Below are 16,339 nucleotides of genomic sequence, written 5' to 3'. Positions count from 1 at the left end.
GGAAGTGCGGGCTTCGCGCGCAAGGGATATCTCGCCGAAGGCTGGCTCAGAAGGAGCTGCGCGTAGCTCGACCTCTCGGCCGCGTCGAAATCGCAGATCAACAAGACCGATCGCAACGATGCCCGAGGCATCGCCCAGATGATGCGGGTCGGGCTGTACAAGCCGGTGCACGTCAAGACGGTCCGCAGCCAGGAGATCCGGCTGCTGCTGACCGCCCGCAAGTTCGTGCAGAGCAAGATCCTCGACAGCGAGAACAATCTGCGCGGGCTGCTGCGCAACTTCGGGCTCAAGGTCGGCGCCGTGACGCGGCTGCAGTTCGAGCGGCGCATCGTCGAGCTACTCGAACAGTCCCCGCATCTGCGGCTGATCATCGAGCCGCTTCTCGAGGTGCGACGGGTGCTACGGGAACAGTTCCAGCATCTGCACAAGGCGATGGGACGACTGGCGGAGAGCGACGAGACCTGCAAGCTGCTGATGACGGCGCCCGGCGTCGGCCCGATGGTCGCGCTGAGCTTCCGCGCTGGTGTCGACGAACCGGCCCGCTTCGGCCGATCACGCTCCGTCTCGGCCCATTTCGGGCTGACGCCCTCGCGCTATCAACCAGGAGAGATCGATCGGGATCGAGGCATCTCGAAGTGCGGTGATGCCGGGATCCGCTGGGTCCTGGTCGAGGCCGCCGGGATCGTGCTGCGGGTCTCGAAGAAGAGCTCGCCGCTGAAGTCATGGGGCCTTGCCGTCGCTCGCCGGCGCGGCATGGCGAAGGCGACCATAGCTGTCGCCCGGCGCCTGGCGGTCATCCTGCATCGGATGTGGGTCGACAACACGCCGTTTCGCTGGGAGGCCGAGGCCGCCTGATCCGGCGAAGAGTTCTGCGTCGCTGCGCGGAGAGAGGTCCCGTCCAGGGACGAGTGGGCAGGCAATCCCGAGGCGGGGCTGAACGCCAGGTCAAACTGGCAGTTCGCAAAAAAGATTGGGATGCCTCTCCATCCGACCCGATCATGAAGCGGCCGCCGTGCCGACTTCGCAGAGAAGCCAGACTCCTGGCGGGAACTCACCAGCGCACGGCAAACATGGCGCGGTACGCTCGCTATCCAAGCAGATCACGATCAGCGTCGGGCTCTGCCCCCGGCGTAGGGAGCTTTTGCTTGACTCCTACCGCCCCAAAAAAGAAGCCCCGCCAGTCGAGCTGCCGGGGCGGTTTAGTTCCGAGGTGAAACGAGATACAGGTGAACGCCGGCTGCGACCGGAGGTTCCGTTCTTCGTGACTGCTCCGATGCCACCGATAAGACAGGCTGGATTTGTGAAGACCATGAACCCGGCGGCCAGTTTCCTGCACTGATAGTAGCGGGGGAACCTCGGCTTCTTCACGGCGTTCACTGCCGTCTCGCTCAGGAACGACAATGGTTCAAATCTTGACGGTGTGCCGCATTGATACCGAGTGGGGCTTCCGCGACGTGACGGGCGCCGAATACGGCCGATCCCATGATATTAAATACTCTCTCGAAATTGCTCGGCGCATGGCGCAAAGAGTGGGTGCGCAGGTCCAGTTCACGCCGGAAGCTGAAAGAGCCTTTCGCGATGTGATGGAAGAAGAATTACCGGCAGCATCGCGCAATCCAGTCAAGCCGCAGATTCCAACTGGCTTCCGGGCACTAGCCGGTCACCTTGCGAAATGGCGGAAGCGGTAGCTTCGCTGCAACGACAACCAGGCTGAAGCAAGGCTGCCTTCGATCGGGAGCTGACAGAACAGCCGCTGCTCGCTCTCCAATCGAGCGCAAGAAAAGAAGGCCGTCTGGTTGGCCGTATAGGCTTCCCCGATATTGCTTAATGCCGGAATATGCGCTGTTGTACGCGGGCGAGGTCTGCGACGAACCGGGCGTATTCTCGAGACCGAGCATCCTCGTCCGGAAGGCGCAGCAGAAATGAGGGGTGGACGGTGGCCAGCAGCGGCGTGCCGTCTTCGAGTGCGAGCTCGCGATCTCGTGCGCTCGCTAGCGAACTGGCATGCCCCGTCAGCGATCGCAGGGCGCTGGCGCCGAGGGCAACGACAAACCGAGGTTTCACGAACTGCAGTTCGAGATCGAGCCAGAAGCGGCAGGCCTTGATCTCCCCGACATTGGGCTTCTCATGGATGCGGCGCTTGCCGCGAAGCTGGAATTTGAAGTGCTTCACCGCATTGGTGACATAGGCGCGCGCGCGATCGAGACCAGCTTCCTTCATCGCCCGATCGAAAACCTGCCCAGCCGGCCCGACGAATGGCCGGCCGGCAAGGTCCTCCTTATCTCCAGGCTGCTCGCCGACGAAGAGAACGCGCGCGTCCAACGGCCCTTCTCCGAAGACCGTTTGCGTGGCGTGGCAATGAAGATCGCAGCGCGTACAGCGTTGCGCCGCAGCGGCGGCATCCCGCCACGACGTGATCGCAGATTCATCGGCCGGCAGTTCGGGACGGTGCCGAAGCTGCCTGACATGTCGTGCGGGTGGCTGCGTCGGGGCGCGCATCACCATGTCCTCTGCTCGCCGGGCGGCGCTTGCGATCAGAGGCACAATCAATTCGGCCTCGGGTAGGTTCCGCCAGTATTTCACCGGCATCTCACTTTTCATCGCCTTCGGCTTCAGGCGGGCCGGATTGAAGATACTGGCGTAGTAGGTCAGCCAATAGGCTTCGATGGCATCGCCGTCCGGCGCATCGGCCTTGCTAGCGGCCGGACCGTATTGCAGGGCCACGCCGTCCCAGTGCAGCGACCCCTGCGGTGTCAGGATTGACCAGATCATCGTGCCGAAGCGTGCTGTGAAGAATGCTGCGGCTCGTTCGAGGATGAAATGCTCCGGTTCGAACCAGGCGATGAAGGGGCCGTCCTCGCTCGCGCCCGACACGGCGCGGAACCGAACAAAGGCCGTCATCTTGTGCAGGTCGCGCCGTACCGAGCGGGCCATCGCCTCGGCGCGTGCGATGTCAGCGTCAGCTGCATTCTCGAGCAAGCGTGGCTCGTCCTGCAAACGCAGCAGCAGGCGGTGCAGCAAGACAAAACGGCCGGCATCCCGATGACAGACGACGTTTTCGGCAAGTTCGATGAAGCGGCGAGACACGGTCAGGGCGGTGCTTCCGCCCGCAACCGGGGTGGCATTCTCCATCGCGAACAAGCCGGCATCGTCTTCGCTTGTCAGCCAGTCGACGGCCTCGGGCTGGATGCCGGCAAGCGCCAGCCTACGTGCCTCGCGGCGCCAGCCGGCAAAATCGGCAGGCCCGTTCAGCCGGGCGGCGATCACGGGAACAGCGTCAATTGTCGCGGTCGCGGCATCAGCCGAGCCCGCAGGTTCTGCGCGTCGAGGCCGCTGCCCGGCCGCCAGCCCTCCGCCAGGATGAAATGCCGGATTGTCGTCAGCGATCGTGTCAGCCGGCCGACATCCTCAAGCCTGAGCCGGCGGAACCGTCGCGTGGTCAGGATGCGATCGACGCTGCGCGTACCCAGACCCGGAACCCGCAGCAGGGTTTCGCGATCGGCTCGGTTCACGTCGACGGGAAAGCGTCCTCGCTCACGCAACGCCCAGGCGAGCTTGGGGTCGATATCGAGATCGAGCATCTCGTTGCGCCCCAGGATTTCCTCCGTCTCGAAACCGTAGAAGCGTGTCAGCCAATCGGCCTGATAAAGCCGGTGCTCGCGCATAAGCGGCGGCGGCTGGAGCGGCAACTGACGCGAGGCATCCGGAATCGGGCTGAAGGCCGAGTAATAGACGCGCTTCAGGCCGAAGCTGCCATAGAGCCAGGCGCTGCGCTTCAGGACCGCAGAATCGCTCGCGCCATCAGCGCCGATGATCATCTGGGTGCTCTGCCCTGCGGGCGAGAAGGCTGGGGCCTTTTCGCTCTTGCCACGCTCCTCGCGCGCTGCCTCGATCTTCAGCTTGAGGCCCCCCATCGCACTCTTGATCTCGCTAGCCTGCTTCTCCGGCGCGAAGCGCGCGAGTGCCGCCTCGCTCGGCAATTCGACATTGATCGACACCCGGTCTGCGAACAGCCCCGCGCGCTCGATTAGATCGCGGCTCGCACCGGGGATCAGCTTGAGATGGATATAGCCGAGGAACCCATGTTGCCGGCGCAGCGTTTCGGCCACTCGGATCAGTTCCGCCATCGTGTAGTCGGCCGAGCGGATGATGCCCGAGGACAGAAAAAGGCCTTCGATGTAATTGCGGCGGTAGAAATTCAGGGTCAGCGCGACGACTTCCTCGACCGAGAAGCGGGCGCGGCGCACGTTGCTGGATGAGCGATTGATGCAGAAGACGCAGTCGAAGCTGCAGAAATTCGTCAGCAGGATCTTGAGCAGGGAGATGCAGCGGCCGTCGGGCGCATAGGAATGGCAGATGCCGGCGCCCGTGGTCGAGCCCAGCCCCTTTCCGTCACGCGAATCACGCTTCATGGTGTTGCTCGACGCGCAGGAGGCGTCGTATTTCGCGGCGTCGCTGAGGATTTGGAGCTTCTCCAGGACCGTGAGCTGTGCCATCGCCCTTCCTTTTGTTCACTATATGTTCTTAAGGAATTTGCCTGCTGAGTTCAAGGCTGACTGTTGAAGGGTGCGGGCCATCTTGAAGGCGTTCCCGGTCAAATCCACGATGAAGACAGCGCCGATTCCGCTGAAACTGAGCTATAGCGGTGCCGATGCGAGGCGATTCTGGATGCCGACAGAATGATTGAGATCAGAAGTTTTTTGCGCGGTGAAACGAAAGAGCTTCATCGCGAACTGGATGCTATCGTCGGCGTCTTCTCGAACCGTGCCGAGTACGCCCGCTTCCTGCATGGTACGTTTCGCCATCGCGTGCCGGTCGAGGCGGCTTTGTCGGACGCCGCACCCGTGCGGGTTTCGCCATGGCAACCGCGCAAGCTTCTGCCTGAGTTGGAGGCGGATCTCGCCGACCTGACGCTGGCATGTCCGGCGAGCGAACCTTTCCATCTGTCAAATGACATGGCTGCGTTCCTGGGGGCTGCCTATGTTCTTGAAGGTTCGGCCCTGGGGGCTCGGGTGCTTGTGAAGGGAGTGGAACCGCTGGGGTTCGGGCCTGAAAACGGAGCACGCTACCTTTCGGCTCAAGCCGGCTCCCTCGATAGCTGGCGCACGCTTCTGGTTGCGTTGGAGGGGCTCGACCGGCCAGCGTGGGATGCGGCCGCGCAGTCCGCCAAAGCCGTTTTCCTCCACGCCATCCAGGCCTTCACATCGGAAGAACTCTCTCCTGCATGACGACCGTTGATCTGACGAACTGTGATCGCGAGCCGATCCATATTCCCGGCAGCGTCCAGCCCCATGGGTGTATGATCGTGTGTGATGCCGAGGCGGTGACGATCAGGCGCCATTCGTCGAATGCCAGCGCCTTCCTCGGGCTCAAGGAATTCGAGCTCGTCGGCCGCAGGCTCGAAGAGGTCCTTGGCGGGCCGGTCGTTCATGAGATGCGCAATGCGCTCGCCCGTTCTGGCGTGCCTTCCCGTGCGGGCTTGATGCCCCGCTATCGCCTACCTTCGCTGGATCGCGAGTTCGACATCTCGATCCATGCCTTCAAGGGCAACGCCATCATCGAATTCGAGAAGAGCGTCCCGGCCGGGCCGAGCTCGCCGCTCGAATTCGCGCGGACGCTGGTTGGCCGGCTCTCGGACGTCACCACGCCAGCTCAGCTGATCAAGAATGCGGCTCGTCTGCTCCGGGCGGTGCTCCAGTACGACCGGGTGATGATCTATCAGTTCGCGCCCGATGGTTCGGGCAAGGTCGTCAGCGAGGCCAAGCGCCCCGACCTCGAAAGCTTCATGGGGCAACATTTCCCGGCGAGCGACATCCCGCAGCAGGCGCGGCAGCTCTATCTCCTCAATCCGATCCGCGTGGTTTCGGATTCGAGCGGCGAGCGCTTCCCGATCATGCCGGTGCTGGACGCTGCCGGAGAGCCTCTCGATCTGTCCTATGCCCACCTGCGCAGCGTTTCGCCCATTCATTGCGAATACCTACGCAACATGGGGGTTTCGGCCTCGATGTCGGTATCGATCATCGTCGACGGCGCGCTCTGGGGGCTGATCGCCTGCCACCATTACAGCCCGCGCTCGCTCTCGATGAACCGCCGGATCGCCGCGGAGATCTTCGGCGAGTTCTTCGCGCTCCAGCTTGGTGCCTTGACGCAAAAGCAGATGCTGCTCGCTGCCGAAAGGGCGCGGGATTTTCTCAACGGCCTGCTTTCGTCCGCCGCCCATGTGACCGATGCTTCGGGTTTCCTCGGCCAGCATCTCGCCGCGTTCCGTAATCTCGTGGAAAGCGACGGCGTCGGCGTCTGGGTCAACGGCGAGTGGCGGGCCGAAGGCAGCGCCCCGCCGGCCGAATTCGCGGGCGAACTCGCAGCCTTCGCCGGTGAGGTCTGCGAGGGACGCATCTGGGCGACGACGGCGCTCGCCGAGGCGCTTCCTGCCGCGCGGGCTCATGCCGAGCAGTTCGCCGGATTGCTTGCGATCCCCTTGTCGCAAATCCCGCGCGACTATCTGTTCTTCTTCCGTCGTGAGCTCGTCCACATGATCGAGTGGGGCGGCGACCCCAACAAGACCTATGCCTCCGGCCCGCATGGCGACCGGCTCACGCCGCGGCAGAGCTTCGCAGTCTGGAAGGAGACGGTGGCCGGCCATTCGAAAGTCTGGACGCCGGTCGAGCGCGAGCTGGCGGAATCGGCGCGCCGGACGCTGATCGAGGTCGTGCTGCGGCAGAGCGAGCTTCTGGCCGACGAGCGCAACAAGGCCGAAATCCGCCAGAAGATGCTCAATCAGGAGCTTAACCACCGGGTCAAGAACATCCTCGCCCTAATCAAGTCGATCGTTGCCCATCCGCTTGCGGAAGGCGCCACGATCGAGGCCTATGTGACGTCGTTGAAAGGGCGGATCGAGGCGCTGGCCATCGCCCATGACCAGGCGATGCGGGCGAGCGGCGGCGGATTGCTGCTCGACCTCATCAACGCGGAAGCTTCGCCCTATCGGACGAGCGGCGGCACGATCACGGTGCGCGGACCGTCCGTATCACTCGATGCCCGCGCCTTCTCGGTCGTCGCCCTGGTGATCCATGAGCTGATCACCAACGCCGCGAAATACGGGGCCTTGTCCGTCAAGACCGGCGAGCTCACCGTCGACTGGTCTGTAAATGCCGGCGGGGATTGCGAGATCGTCTGGCAGGAGCGGGGCGGGCCGCCGGTCACGCCGCCGTCCCGCCAGGGTTTCGGCAGCATCCTGATCGGCCGCAGCATCCCCTATGATCTCGGCGGGCGGAGCGATGTATCGTTCGAGCCCCAAGGCATCACGGCAAAACTCTGCATCCCCGCCAAGTTCGTCCGCTGGACCGAGGATGCGGCATCTCCCGAGGAAGCGCCCGTTCCGGTCAAGGGCAAACCCGGCCGGCCGCTCGACGGCAAGCGTGTGCTGCTGGTCGAGGACCAGTTCATCATCGCCATGGATTGCGAGGACATGCTAGCGACGCTGGGGGCAAGCCAGGTCGAAGTCTGCGCGAACGTCTCCGAGGCTCTTTCCTTCCTGAGCCGGACGGCGCCGGATCTCGCCATCCTCGACGTCAATCTCGGCTCGGAAACCTCGGAGCCGATCGGCAATCGCCTGCGCGAGCTCGGTGTCCCCTTCCTCTTTGCGACGGGTTACGACGATCTCGCGATCCTCGGCGTCGCCGAGGCGGCGACGCTGCGCAAGCCCTACAATCTGGCTGCACTGGAGGCTGCGCTGCGCAGGCTTCCGGGCGTCGTCTAGCTCGCCAGAATCCGCCGCGGCTCAGGCCGCTTCAGATGCCGGAGGTGCTAGGCCAGCCAGCGACAGCTCCATGACGGCCTGCGTGCCGCACCCACCGGTGTCGGCATAGCGCAACTCGGTAGCGAGGCTTTTCGCCATCGCGCGCACGATCTTGCTGCCGAGGCCGGTTCCCCGGATCGTGCCGGTTCCCGTCCAGCCGATGCCATCATCGGCGACCTTGAGCGTGACCGTGTCGCCCTCGCGGGAGAGGATAACCCGGACTTCGCCCTGGCCGTTGGGATAGGCGTATTTCAGCGCGTTGGTCACCAGTTCCGTCGCGATCAACCCGATCGAGATCGCCTTGTCGGTTTTCGCCAGCACGGGCTCCGCCTCGCAGCGGATCGACGGCATCTGGCCGGAGCCGGCGAGCGATTGCGCGAACTCTTCCAGTAGCGAACGGAGATAGCCCGCGAGATCGACGGCGCGGACATCGTCGGAGGTGTAGAGGCTGCGATGCAGGTTGCCGATCGCGGTGATGCGCGCCTGCGTCTCGGCGAGCGCCGCCTTGGCGCCGGGGTCCTCGACGGAGTTTGCCTGCATGCGGACGAGCGAGCCGACCAGCGACAGGCTGTTGGCGACGCGGTGATTGACCTCGGCCAGTAGCGTCACGGCGCGGTCGCGTGCGGCGCGCACTTCATGCTCCGCCTGTTCGCGGGCCCGGGTCAATCGCGTCTTCACCACGGCGTGCTCCAGAGCCGCCCGCAGCAGAATCTCGAAATCCTCGCCGACCGTCTTCACGACATAGTCCATGGCACCGGCTTTCAGCGCGGTCACCGCGATCGACAGCTCCGATGAGGCGGTCACATAGATGACGGCGGGAGACGCTGCATCCTTGGACAGCGCCGAGAGGACATCGAGCCCTGAAGCTGTCCCGAGATCATGATCGAGGATGATGACGTCGATGCCGCCCGCTTCTGCGCGCGCGAGGCCCGCATCGGCGGTTTCGACATGCTCCACGACATAGTTGTGGCGCGCGAGCATGCGCTGCACGAGGCGCCCGAGTGTGGCGTCGTCGTCGATATAGAGGACGTTGATCGGCCGGTTCGGCATCAGCGGCGGCCACGCAAGCCGGTCATGGCGTTTCCGGAACCTGGATGACGGAGAAGAACAGGCCAAGCTGGCGGATCGCGTTGGCGAAGCCGTCGTAATCCACGGGCTTGGTGATGTAGACATTGGCGCCGAGATCGTAGCAGCGCTGGATCTCGCGGCTGTCGTCGGTCGTGGTGAGCACGACGACGGGCGAACGCTTGGTATGCGTGTTCGCCTTCACCTTCTCGAGGATGTCGACGCCGCCCATGTCGGGCAGGTTCAGGTCGAGCAGGATCAAGAGCTGGCGGCCGGCGCTGACGGCACCGGAGCCATCGGGGCCGAACAGGTAGTTCAGCGCATCCGTGCCGTTGGCGAAGGGGATGATCTCGTTGCTAACACCGGCGCGGCGGATGTTCTTCTCGATGAGGCGGGCATGGCCTTCATCGTCCTCGATCATGATGATCGAGACGGGCTTTCCATTGGTCACGCTTCGGCACTCCGTCTGTAGGCCGCGAGGTCGGGGGGCAGGGTCACGGTAAAGGTCGTGCCTTTTCCAAGTTCTGAGCGCACGGCGATGTCGCCGCCGAGATTGCGCACCATCGTGCGGACATGGGCGAGGCCGATGCCTTCGCCCGCCGTGTTCTGCGTGCCAGAGCGCCGGAACAATTCGAAGATGCGCTCGTGGTCGGTCGCCGCGATGCCGCGGCCATTGTCCTCGATCTCGATCTTCACCCAGCCGCGGCGCTCCCGGCGCGTGCGGACGGCGATCTTGATCGGACGGTCGGGCGCCCGGTATTTGATGGCATTGTCGATGAGGTTGCCCATGATCTGGTCAAGCGACAGGCGATCGCTGACAACGCGAGGAACCTGCGAGTCGATCTCGATCCCGCCGCTTTCCTCCGCACTGGCCTGATGGTGGACCGCCGCTGCGGCGGTCTCGATGAGCCCGGTCAGATCAACAGTCTCTACGCGTAATTCGCGGCGCCCCTCACGGGAGATTTTGAGGATCGCGTTGATGAGCCCGTCCATCTTTCGCGTCGACGAGCGGATGAAGCCGATCGCCTCGGCGACATCGACCCGAAGAGCCTCCTCCGCTGCGGCCTTCTGCTCAGGCGAGGCTGCGCTCCCAGCCACGACATAGGCGTCGATCGGCTTGAACATTGCCTCCAGCTCGCTGGTGAAGCCCATGATGTTCACCAGCGGCGCGCGCAGATCATGCGTCACGATATAGGCAAAGCGCTGGACCTCCTCGTTCGCCTTGACGAGGGCATCCGTTCGTTCGCGCACGCGTTCTTCAAGCCCGACATTCAGTGTTTCGACCTCGCGACGCGCTGCGACGAGTTCGCGGGTATAGCTGATAATGGTCCAACTCGCCGCGCCGGCCATGGCGAGGATCAGGATCGCGCCGATGATCGTCGTCCAGCGCAGCCGCGTCGAGGCGATGAGCTGCGCATCGATCGCTTCCCTCAGCTCCGCTTCAGAATTGGTCAGAATAGCGGTTAGGTCGGTCCGCAGATCGTCCATGAGCTGCTTGCCGGTTCCGCTGCGGACCATTCGCAGAGCCGTCTCGGTGTCACCCTTGCGCGTCGCCTCGACCGTTGCAGCAAGTTCCGCCATCTTCTGATCGAGTTCGCTCGTCACACGCTGAAGCAGCGGGCCGACCTCGCGCAGCTTGGCCGCGGCTCGCTCCAGATTCCCTCGTTGAGCCGCCAGCTTGGAAAGCGCGACGTTGTAAGGCTCAAGATAGGCTTCTTCCCGGGTCAGCAGGAAGCCGCGCTGGCCCGTTTCGGCATCCTGCACCAGTGACAACAGGTCTGCGGTAGCGCTTCGGACCGCGCGGGCGGCCGTAACCTCGCCGAAATAGCGCTCGCTCGCGCTCGTCAGCCACAGCGACGTCGCCACGATGCCGACCAGCACCGCGATGCCGATGGCCAGAAGCAGGGCGTTCGAGCGTCGAAAGAACGCCTGGGAGATAGGCATGCATGGAACCAGCTGGAGAGATGCATCTCTCTGCGCTAATCAAAGCTCTTGGAGCAATAACAAATGATATTGCGCACTGTCCGTCCCTGTGCATGGCCGCAGTCTGAAATGCGATCGATTGCCTCAGTACGGAAACCGATGCCTGCTCACCTTATCCGCCATCTTGCTTGCTGAGCTTCGGATCGGGCAGAATGTCAGTGGAGGCGCCATCGAGGCGCAAGTTCGCAACGTAGATGTCCACGCCCTGGGCATTCTGCACGGTGACCGAAAGGGACATATGGTCACCATTGGGCAACTTTTCGCGATTCAGGGCCGCCAACAGTTCCTTAGCGGCATTTCGCGCGCTTTGGTCGTCGGGTAAATCCGTACCCTCCTCATCGATTTCGAGCTTCCATCCATCGCGCGTGTGAAAGAAATAGCTGGGCATGCCTGCCTAATGCAGCCAAGGCAAACCTGTTCCTCAATCGTCTTTGATTTTGGCGGCGCCGGGTTGGAGATGCAAATAATCCGGATCGAACTCAGCCAAACTGCAAAGGCCTTTCCAGTCCAGAACCGTCAGTCGATTGACCCTGATCCGAACAAGTCTGGCCTCTCGGATTTCCCGGAGCTTCTTGTTCATGTGAACCGTTGACAGGCCAAGCGCATCGGCGATCTCGGGTTGCGTCAAAGGCAAATTGCAGATCACGCCGTCGGACAAGCCGATCGCCGTCATCTTGGTGATAAACTCGCAGAGCAGATGGGCGATCCGGCTCGGCGCCGCGCGGCGCCCGATACCGACCATCCACTCACGATAAATCGAGGCTTCGATGAGCGTTTCGCGCCAGAACGCTTCCGATACCCGGTAGGAAGCCCGCGTAAGAGACCTGACCGCTTCGTGCGGGATGAGACCGACAACCGCCGGTGTCAGCGTTCCCAGGCAATGATCCATGCGCTCGATTAGGAGAGAGTGGATATCCGGAATGTCGCCGGGAAGGTGGAGCGACAATATCTGCCGCGCACCGTCGCCAACGATCTTGTAGCGACAGACCAGCCCTTCGGCGACGAGGCAACACTGCTGCGTAAGTTCTCCTTCGCGGACAATGTCGTGATTGGCTTCCAGGCGCTTCAAGGTGAGCGGCAGTTGCAACAGCTTCTCCCGCTCGGCCGGGGGCAGGGGGACATGGGTTTCCAGCTTGAGAACGAGCCGTTCAAGATAGTGCTGCTTGTCCATTCGTTTCCTGCCACGTCGGATGACGTCTCGCAGATATGAGATCGTGCCGGCTCGCGCTGCATCAAATGCTATATGAGCCGCAGCGTTATGAAAGCTCCCGATTCTGATTTCGGCATGGATCGGTCGGTCGAGCTGCCCGCCACTGGCACGGCGATGTGGTCGATGGCTTGGTTGTGCCTTGCGAGCACCATTCAACGAAGGGGCTTGGGCGCGACGTCAGATCTGCGATCGAGCGAGGCTGGAGAGCCAGTCCGAGAATTTCTCGCTGGGTGAACGGTTTTGCCAGTCCGAGAAGGTATAGGGGCGGGAGGCTGCGGCATCTTTGTCGAACAAGGTCGTCTGGGTTCGGGCGAATTCGCGGTCGAACAGGTTGATGTTGGCTTCGTCGTTCAGCCTGAGGGCGCGGTCGTCGATATTCGTCGAGCCGACGGAGGCCCAGACATCGTCGACGATGACGAGCTTGCAGTGAAAGAAGGTCGGCTGATACTCGCTGATCTTCACGCCGGCCTGGAGCAGGTCGCCCCAAAGATGTCGCGACGCCTTCCTGACGACGCGTGCATCCGTGCGGGGCCCCGGCACGATGATCTCGATCTCGACGCCGCGCTTGCGGGCTTCGAGAAGCTGCTGGCGCGTCAGGTCGTCGGGAACGAAATAGGGCGTCGCGATGCGGATGCTCTTCTGCGCGGCGGCAAGCGCCGTCATCAGCATGAGATGCATGGTGTTGCGCTGGTGGGTCGAGCTGACGACGACCTGCGCGGCGTGGTCGCCTGCCGGGGCGATCTCCGGAAAGAAGCGGTCGCCCAGGAGCAGCTCCCCGGTCGCCTCGATCCAGTGCTCGGCAAAGGCGGCCTGGAATTCCGCCACGGCTGGCCCTTCGATGCGATAGTGAGTGTCGCGCCATTCGTTCGGCGTGCGCGCATCGCCGTTCCATTCATCGGCGATGCCGACGCCGCCGGTGAAACCCATGCGCCCATCGACGACCAGCAACTTCCGATGGGTGCGGTTGTTGACGCGGTCGAGCGTATACCAGGTGACGGGGCGAAAGCGGACGACCTCGACGCCGGCGTCTTGCATCCGCTGAATGAGCTGCTCGTCCATAGGCAGGCTGCCGACCCAGTCGAGCAGCACCTTTACGCTCAATCCATCCCGTGCCTTTGCCGAGAGGGCATCGGCAAACTCCTCGGCGATGGCGCCGCGCCAGTAGATATAGGTCTCGAAGCTGATTGTCTGCCGCGCCTCGCGAATGGCTGTCAGCATCGCGGGGAAGATCCTGATCCCGTTGACCAGCGTCTCGACCTTGTTGCCGGGCACGTAGTTCGAGCCGAAGAGGGCGCCCATCGACGTCCTGAGCTGACGATCCGACGAGGCGAGGTGATGTGGAAGCGGTTGCTTCAGCTCCTGCGGCTCCGGCAGCAGGTTGCCGACGACGAGACAGCCCACGACACCCAGAATGGCCGAGATGAGCGCGATGACGAGAGGATGCCGTCGGAGCGTCATGAGCATGTCGGCTTGAAAGGCAGAGGCATCAGTTGCGTGCCGGTTCGGTCTTCGAAGGCTGTGGCTTGGCGGAGTCGCCGGCCGGAACCGACCAGGTCGCCGTCCAGGTCTCGCTCAGGGTGCGATTACGCGCCCTCAGGAACATGCGAAGCTCCGCCGACTGTCCGTCCGGCAGCGTCGCGTCGACGATGGCACGCACGCCTTTCAGTGGCGCATTGAATGTCAGGATTTTCGTGGTGATCGCGCCGGCCGTCGTCGTCGCGACAAGCTCCAGGCGGTCGGGCTCGCTCTGGTAGTAGGCGAGGTCGCCGCCGGCAAAATCGACGATGAAGCGTTTCGTACCCTTACCCTCGGACACGCCGTCCTCGATATCCGAGCCGTTGAAGCTCTGCTGAACCTGCGCGTAGGAGTGCAGGTGCCAGGTCGTCGACAGCGCCGAGATGCGGTAGCTGAACGCGGCGGCTTCTCCGCTGGGCAGGGACTTGCTGGGCGTCCAGCAGGCGACGATGTTGTCGAAAGCTTCGTTATCCGTCGGGATTTCGATGAGCTCGATCCGGCCTTCACCCCAGTCGCCCTGAGGCTGGACCCAGTAGCTGGGCCGCGCATCGTAGCGCGCTTCCAGGTCCTGATAGCTGCCGAAATCGCGGTCGCGTTGCATCAGGCCGAAGCCGCGCGGATTCTTGTCGCTGAAGCTCGATATGCGCAGCGCCTTGGGGTTGCGAATGGGGCGCCAGATCCACTCTCCGCTGCCGGACTGCAGCATCAGACCGTCGGAATCGTGGATCTCGGGGCGGAAATCGGTTCGCTGCCCGAGGTCGCCTTCGCCAGCCTGGAACATCGAGGTCAGCGGCGCGATACCGATCCGCTCGATCTCCCGGCGCGGGATGATCGTCGCGGTAACGTCCATATGGGTTTGGCGGCCCGGACGGACGATATAGCGAAAGGCTCCGGCGACCGATGGTGAGTCGAGCAGGGCGTAGATGACGAGCTCGATCGTGTCGCGTGATGGCTCGTCGACCCACAGCGCTCGCATGAACGGGAATTCCTCAGGCCCCTTGCCACCGACATCGAGCGCCAGCGAGCGCGCTGAAAGCCCGTAGCGGTGCCCCCGGCCGATCAAGCGGAAATAGCTCGCACCCAGGAAGGATATGACTTCGTCCTGCACCTTCGGGTCGTTCAGGTTGGTGGTCACCGCAAAGCCCGCGAAGCCGAGCGCCGGCGAAAGGCCCTTGGGGACGGGAACCTTGCCGTATTCGAACAGGCCGGTCGTAAACGGGATCGGGGTCGCGTTGCCGTGGTTGATGATGTGAACCTGGATCGGCTTGTCGTGCAGGAAGCCAAGATGGAAGGGCAGCATGCGGAAATCCGAACCGTTCTCGCGCCAGAAGGCCTTGTCGCGGCGAAGCCGGATTTCGCGATAGCTGTCATAGGTCAGGCTCGAGAGCTCGGCCGGGATCTTCGCACTTTCGGCATCGAAGGGCTGCTTCGCCAGGGCCGCCGCCTGCTGGACGACGTCGTCGTAGCCGAATTCCTTCTTGGATCCAGCGGCCACCTGGGCTCGCACCGACCGGCTCCCGAATATGCAGGCGCCGGGCAGCAGAGCGAGCATCGCGCGACGAGACGGTGCGGACAAGGCGGAATCCCCCGGATTGAGCGGCCGGCCTCCAACAGGCGGGCGTTTTTAGAACACCACCAAGACGAACTCGGTTCCCGCGAGTGGCCGGACGATCAAAGAGGGAAATGGCTTTCTTCGGGATCAGCGGATTCTCGATCGAGGGAACGTGCCGGCCCTGCTCGCGTTCGATCAAAATCACCGATTAGGCAGAAGTCGGACCCTCATGCCCGCAAATCATGCGCCGCCGCCGCCACGCAAGGCCGGAAGAGCTGCTTTGATGATCGTCGCCGTCATTGCCGCGATGATAGTGGTGATCTTCGTGGGTTTCAATCTCTACCATGCAGACACGCTGCGCGAGCAGCGGTCCGGGCATGTCGATCCGCAGGACGCGCCGAAAAGCCCGACTGATCTTCAAAAGCTGCCTGCGCCTCGCCAGTAGGGGGCGGCTCGACCTTCCCGGCGTAGGGCATTCACCCCACAAGAGGATAGATCAGTGAACAAGGTTCCCAACAAAGTTACGGATGCGCCGGCCGCCTACAATACCGCGCGCAGCCCTGGGCAGCCGGGTGAAGAAAACGAGAATCGCGCAGGTCCCAACCCACGCTCGACTCACCCGACGGGACCTCATGCGCCCTATGATGCGGATGATCCCGAAGGCTTCGCGGCCGAGAAGCATCATTCGGAAGTCGGGGGAGGACAGCAGACGGAGGCGCAAGAACGCAAGCCGAGCGGAACGATCACGATTGTCGACCTCGACAAGCAGGGCTAACGAAACTGTTTAGTCTAAGAATGCGTGCCTCAGCCCGTGCCCGTCTCGATATCATGACGCGGCCGGGGAGGTGACAGCGCGCCGCTCCCCGGGGTCTTTGCCTGGTCCGTCGTCTCTTCGCTGGAGTGTGGGCCAGCTGGCGGTGTCAGCTTGTGCCCTTTCCATCCCGATCTGACGGGTGGCCCTCGACCCGCTCGCGGGCTCGGTCGAAAGCAGTTTCTGTCTTCTGGCGTCCAGACATCGTTTGCTCCTCGCGCTCTTGGCCCGTTCAGCGCTTCGCGGTGCCGGGAGCGGCCATCTTGCGGTGCTGCTCGGCCAGGACGCTGGCCGGAGTTACATTCGCGATCTGATCCGCCCCCGCCGAGAGGTCCAGGTTGAATGTTAGTGTGCGGTTGGCCTCGGCGCCAACGCGGTCGGCTCAGCCGGTCTGGATAGCGCAGC

The 16,339-nt window shown here is 63.3% G+C and carries 15 protein-coding genes; 6 read left to right on the top strand and 9 right to left on the bottom strand.

Annotation, left to right across the window (positions count from 1 at the left end; translation table 11 throughout):
* The first annotated feature begins 96 nt into the window (after positions 1–96).
* Both BLQ70_RS20770 and BLQ70_RS25440 read left to right on the top strand, forming a co-directional pair.
* Entirely contained in the window at positions 97–855 is a 759-nt protein-coding gene (locus tag BLQ70_RS20770; protein ID WP_113584258.1) for an IS110 family RNA-guided transposase, read from the top strand.
* 545 nt (positions 856–1,400) lie between these two features.
* Positions 1,401–1,688: a hypothetical protein gene (locus tag BLQ70_RS25440; protein WP_139163606.1), complete on the top strand. Its 288-nt coding sequence runs from the start codon at positions 1,401–1,403 to the stop codon at positions 1,686–1,688.
* 136 nt (positions 1,689–1,824) lie between these two features.
* On the opposite strand, the gene BLQ70_RS20765 is transcribed toward BLQ70_RS25440, so the two are convergent.
* Together BLQ70_RS20765 and BLQ70_RS20760 are read right to left on the bottom strand one after the other, a co-directional pair.
* Positions 1,825–3,267, bottom strand: a complete 1,443-nt coding sequence (locus BLQ70_RS20765; RefSeq protein ID WP_091860848.1) for a UdgX family uracil-DNA binding protein — start codon at positions 3,265–3,267, stop codon at positions 1,825–1,827.
* Complete coding sequence (locus tag BLQ70_RS20760; RefSeq protein WP_091860845.1) at positions 3,264–4,496, bottom strand: putative DNA modification/repair radical SAM protein; 1,233 nt, start codon at positions 4,494–4,496, stop codon at positions 3,264–3,266. The genes BLQ70_RS20765 and BLQ70_RS20760 overlap by 4 nt, the downstream gene beginning before the upstream one ends.
* A 183-nt stretch (positions 4,497–4,679) precedes the next feature.
* On the opposite strand from BLQ70_RS20760, the gene BLQ70_RS20755 reads away from it, so the two are divergent.
* Together BLQ70_RS20755 and BLQ70_RS20750 are read left to right on the top strand one after the other, a co-directional pair.
* Positions 4,680–5,228, top strand: coding sequence for a biliverdin-producing heme oxygenase (locus tag BLQ70_RS20755; protein ID WP_091860843.1), 549 nt, complete (start codon positions 4,680–4,682; stop codon positions 5,226–5,228).
* Positions 5,225–7,759 (top strand): HWE histidine kinase domain-containing protein, encoded by a 2,535-nt coding sequence (locus BLQ70_RS20750; RefSeq protein WP_091860840.1) that lies wholly within the window; start codon positions 5,225–5,227, stop codon positions 7,757–7,759. The genes BLQ70_RS20755 and BLQ70_RS20750 overlap by 4 nt, the downstream gene beginning before the upstream one ends.
* Positions 7,760–7,780: 21 nt before the next feature.
* Here the strand turns inward: BLQ70_RS20750 and BLQ70_RS20745 are convergent, their stop codons facing one another.
* The 7 genes from BLQ70_RS20745 to BLQ70_RS20715 form a co-directional block, all read right to left on the bottom strand.
* A complete protein-coding gene (locus BLQ70_RS20745; protein WP_091860836.1) occupies positions 7,781–8,848 on the bottom strand; it encodes a histidine kinase dimerization/phosphoacceptor domain -containing protein in 1,068 nt (355 codons plus the stop codon).
* Positions 8,849–8,870: 22 nt separating this feature from the next.
* The gene (locus tag BLQ70_RS20740) at positions 8,871–9,284 is read right to left on the bottom strand and encodes a response regulator (protein ID WP_091861423.1); all 414 of its coding nucleotides are present in this window, start codon (positions 9,282–9,284) and stop codon (positions 8,871–8,873) included.
* Positions 9,285–9,310: 26 nt separating this feature from the next.
* Entirely contained in the window at positions 9,311–10,744 is a 1,434-nt protein-coding gene (locus BLQ70_RS20735) for a sensor histidine kinase (protein WP_342028494.1), read from the bottom strand.
* A gap of 214 nt (positions 10,745–10,958) precedes the next feature.
* Positions 10,959–11,234, bottom strand: a complete 276-nt coding sequence (locus BLQ70_RS20730) for a DUF6894 family protein (RefSeq protein WP_091860830.1) — start codon at positions 11,232–11,234, stop codon at positions 10,959–10,961.
* Positions 11,235–11,267: 33 nt separating this feature from the next.
* The gene (locus tag BLQ70_RS20725; RefSeq protein WP_091860827.1) at positions 11,268–12,017 is read right to left on the bottom strand and encodes a Crp/Fnr family transcriptional regulator; all 750 of its coding nucleotides are present in this window, start codon (positions 12,015–12,017) and stop codon (positions 11,268–11,270) included.
* A gap of 216 nt (positions 12,018–12,233) precedes the next feature.
* Positions 12,234–13,514: a phospholipase D-like domain-containing protein gene (locus BLQ70_RS20720; RefSeq protein ID WP_091861421.1), complete on the bottom strand. Its 1,281-nt coding sequence runs from the start codon at positions 13,512–13,514 to the stop codon at positions 12,234–12,236.
* Positions 13,515–13,542: 28 nt separating this feature from the next.
* Positions 13,543–15,066 (bottom strand): OpgD/OpgG family glucan biosynthesis protein, encoded by a 1,524-nt coding sequence (locus BLQ70_RS20715; protein ID WP_162766130.1) that lies wholly within the window; start codon positions 15,064–15,066, stop codon positions 13,543–13,545.
* Positions 15,067–15,406: 340 nt separating this feature from the next.
* On the opposite strand from BLQ70_RS20715, the gene BLQ70_RS25715 reads away from it, so the two are divergent.
* Positions 15,407–15,568 carry a hypothetical protein gene (locus BLQ70_RS25715; protein ID WP_156407013.1) on the top strand — a complete coding sequence of 54 codons (162 nt, stop codon included), beginning with the start codon at positions 15,407–15,409 and terminating at the stop codon, positions 15,566–15,568.
* Positions 15,569–15,622: 54 nt separating this feature from the next.
* Entirely contained in the window at positions 15,623–15,898 is a 276-nt protein-coding gene (locus BLQ70_RS20710; RefSeq protein WP_091860821.1) for a hypothetical protein, read from the top strand.
* Positions 15,899–16,339: the final 441 nt, after the last annotated feature.

Origin of the sequence: Allobosea robiniae, assembly GCF_900102525.1 — a bacterium.
Classification (GTDB): domain Bacteria; phylum Pseudomonadota; class Alphaproteobacteria; order Rhizobiales; family Beijerinckiaceae; genus Allobosea; species Allobosea robiniae.
This window is presented reverse-complemented; position numbering and strand designations above follow the sequence as displayed.

Coding starts and splice junctions, on each gene's coding strand:
- BLQ70_RS25715 (WP_156407013.1), top strand. CDS start 15,407: ATGATCGTCGCCGTCATTGCCGCGATGATAGTGGTGATCTTCGTGGGT.
- BLQ70_RS20720 (WP_091861421.1), bottom strand. CDS start 13,514: ATGACGCTCCGACGGCATCCTCTCGTCATCGCGCTCATCTCGGCCATT.
- BLQ70_RS20730 (WP_091860830.1), bottom strand. CDS start 11,234: ATGCCCAGCTATTTCTTTCACACGCGCGATGGATGGAAGCTCGAAATC.
- BLQ70_RS20745 (WP_091860836.1), bottom strand. CDS start 8,848: ATGCCGAACCGGCCGATCAACGTCCTCTATATCGACGACGACGCCACA.
- BLQ70_RS20755 (WP_091860843.1), top strand. CDS start 4,680: ATGATTGAGATCAGAAGTTTTTTGCGCGGTGAAACGAAAGAGCTTCAT.
- BLQ70_RS25440 (WP_139163606.1), top strand. CDS start 1,401: ATGGTTCAAATCTTGACGGTGTGCCGCATTGATACCGAGTGGGGCTTC.
- BLQ70_RS20725 (WP_091860827.1), bottom strand. CDS start 12,017: ATGGACAAGCAGCACTATCTTGAACGGCTCGTTCTCAAGCTGGAAACC.
- BLQ70_RS20760 (WP_091860845.1), bottom strand. CDS start 4,496: ATGGCACAGCTCACGGTCCTGGAGAAGCTCCAAATCCTCAGCGACGCC.
- BLQ70_RS20740 (WP_091861423.1), bottom strand. CDS start 9,284: ATGATCGAGGACGATGAAGGCCATGCCCGCCTCATCGAGAAGAACATC.
- BLQ70_RS20750 (WP_091860840.1), top strand. CDS start 5,225: ATGACGACCGTTGATCTGACGAACTGTGATCGCGAGCCGATCCATATT.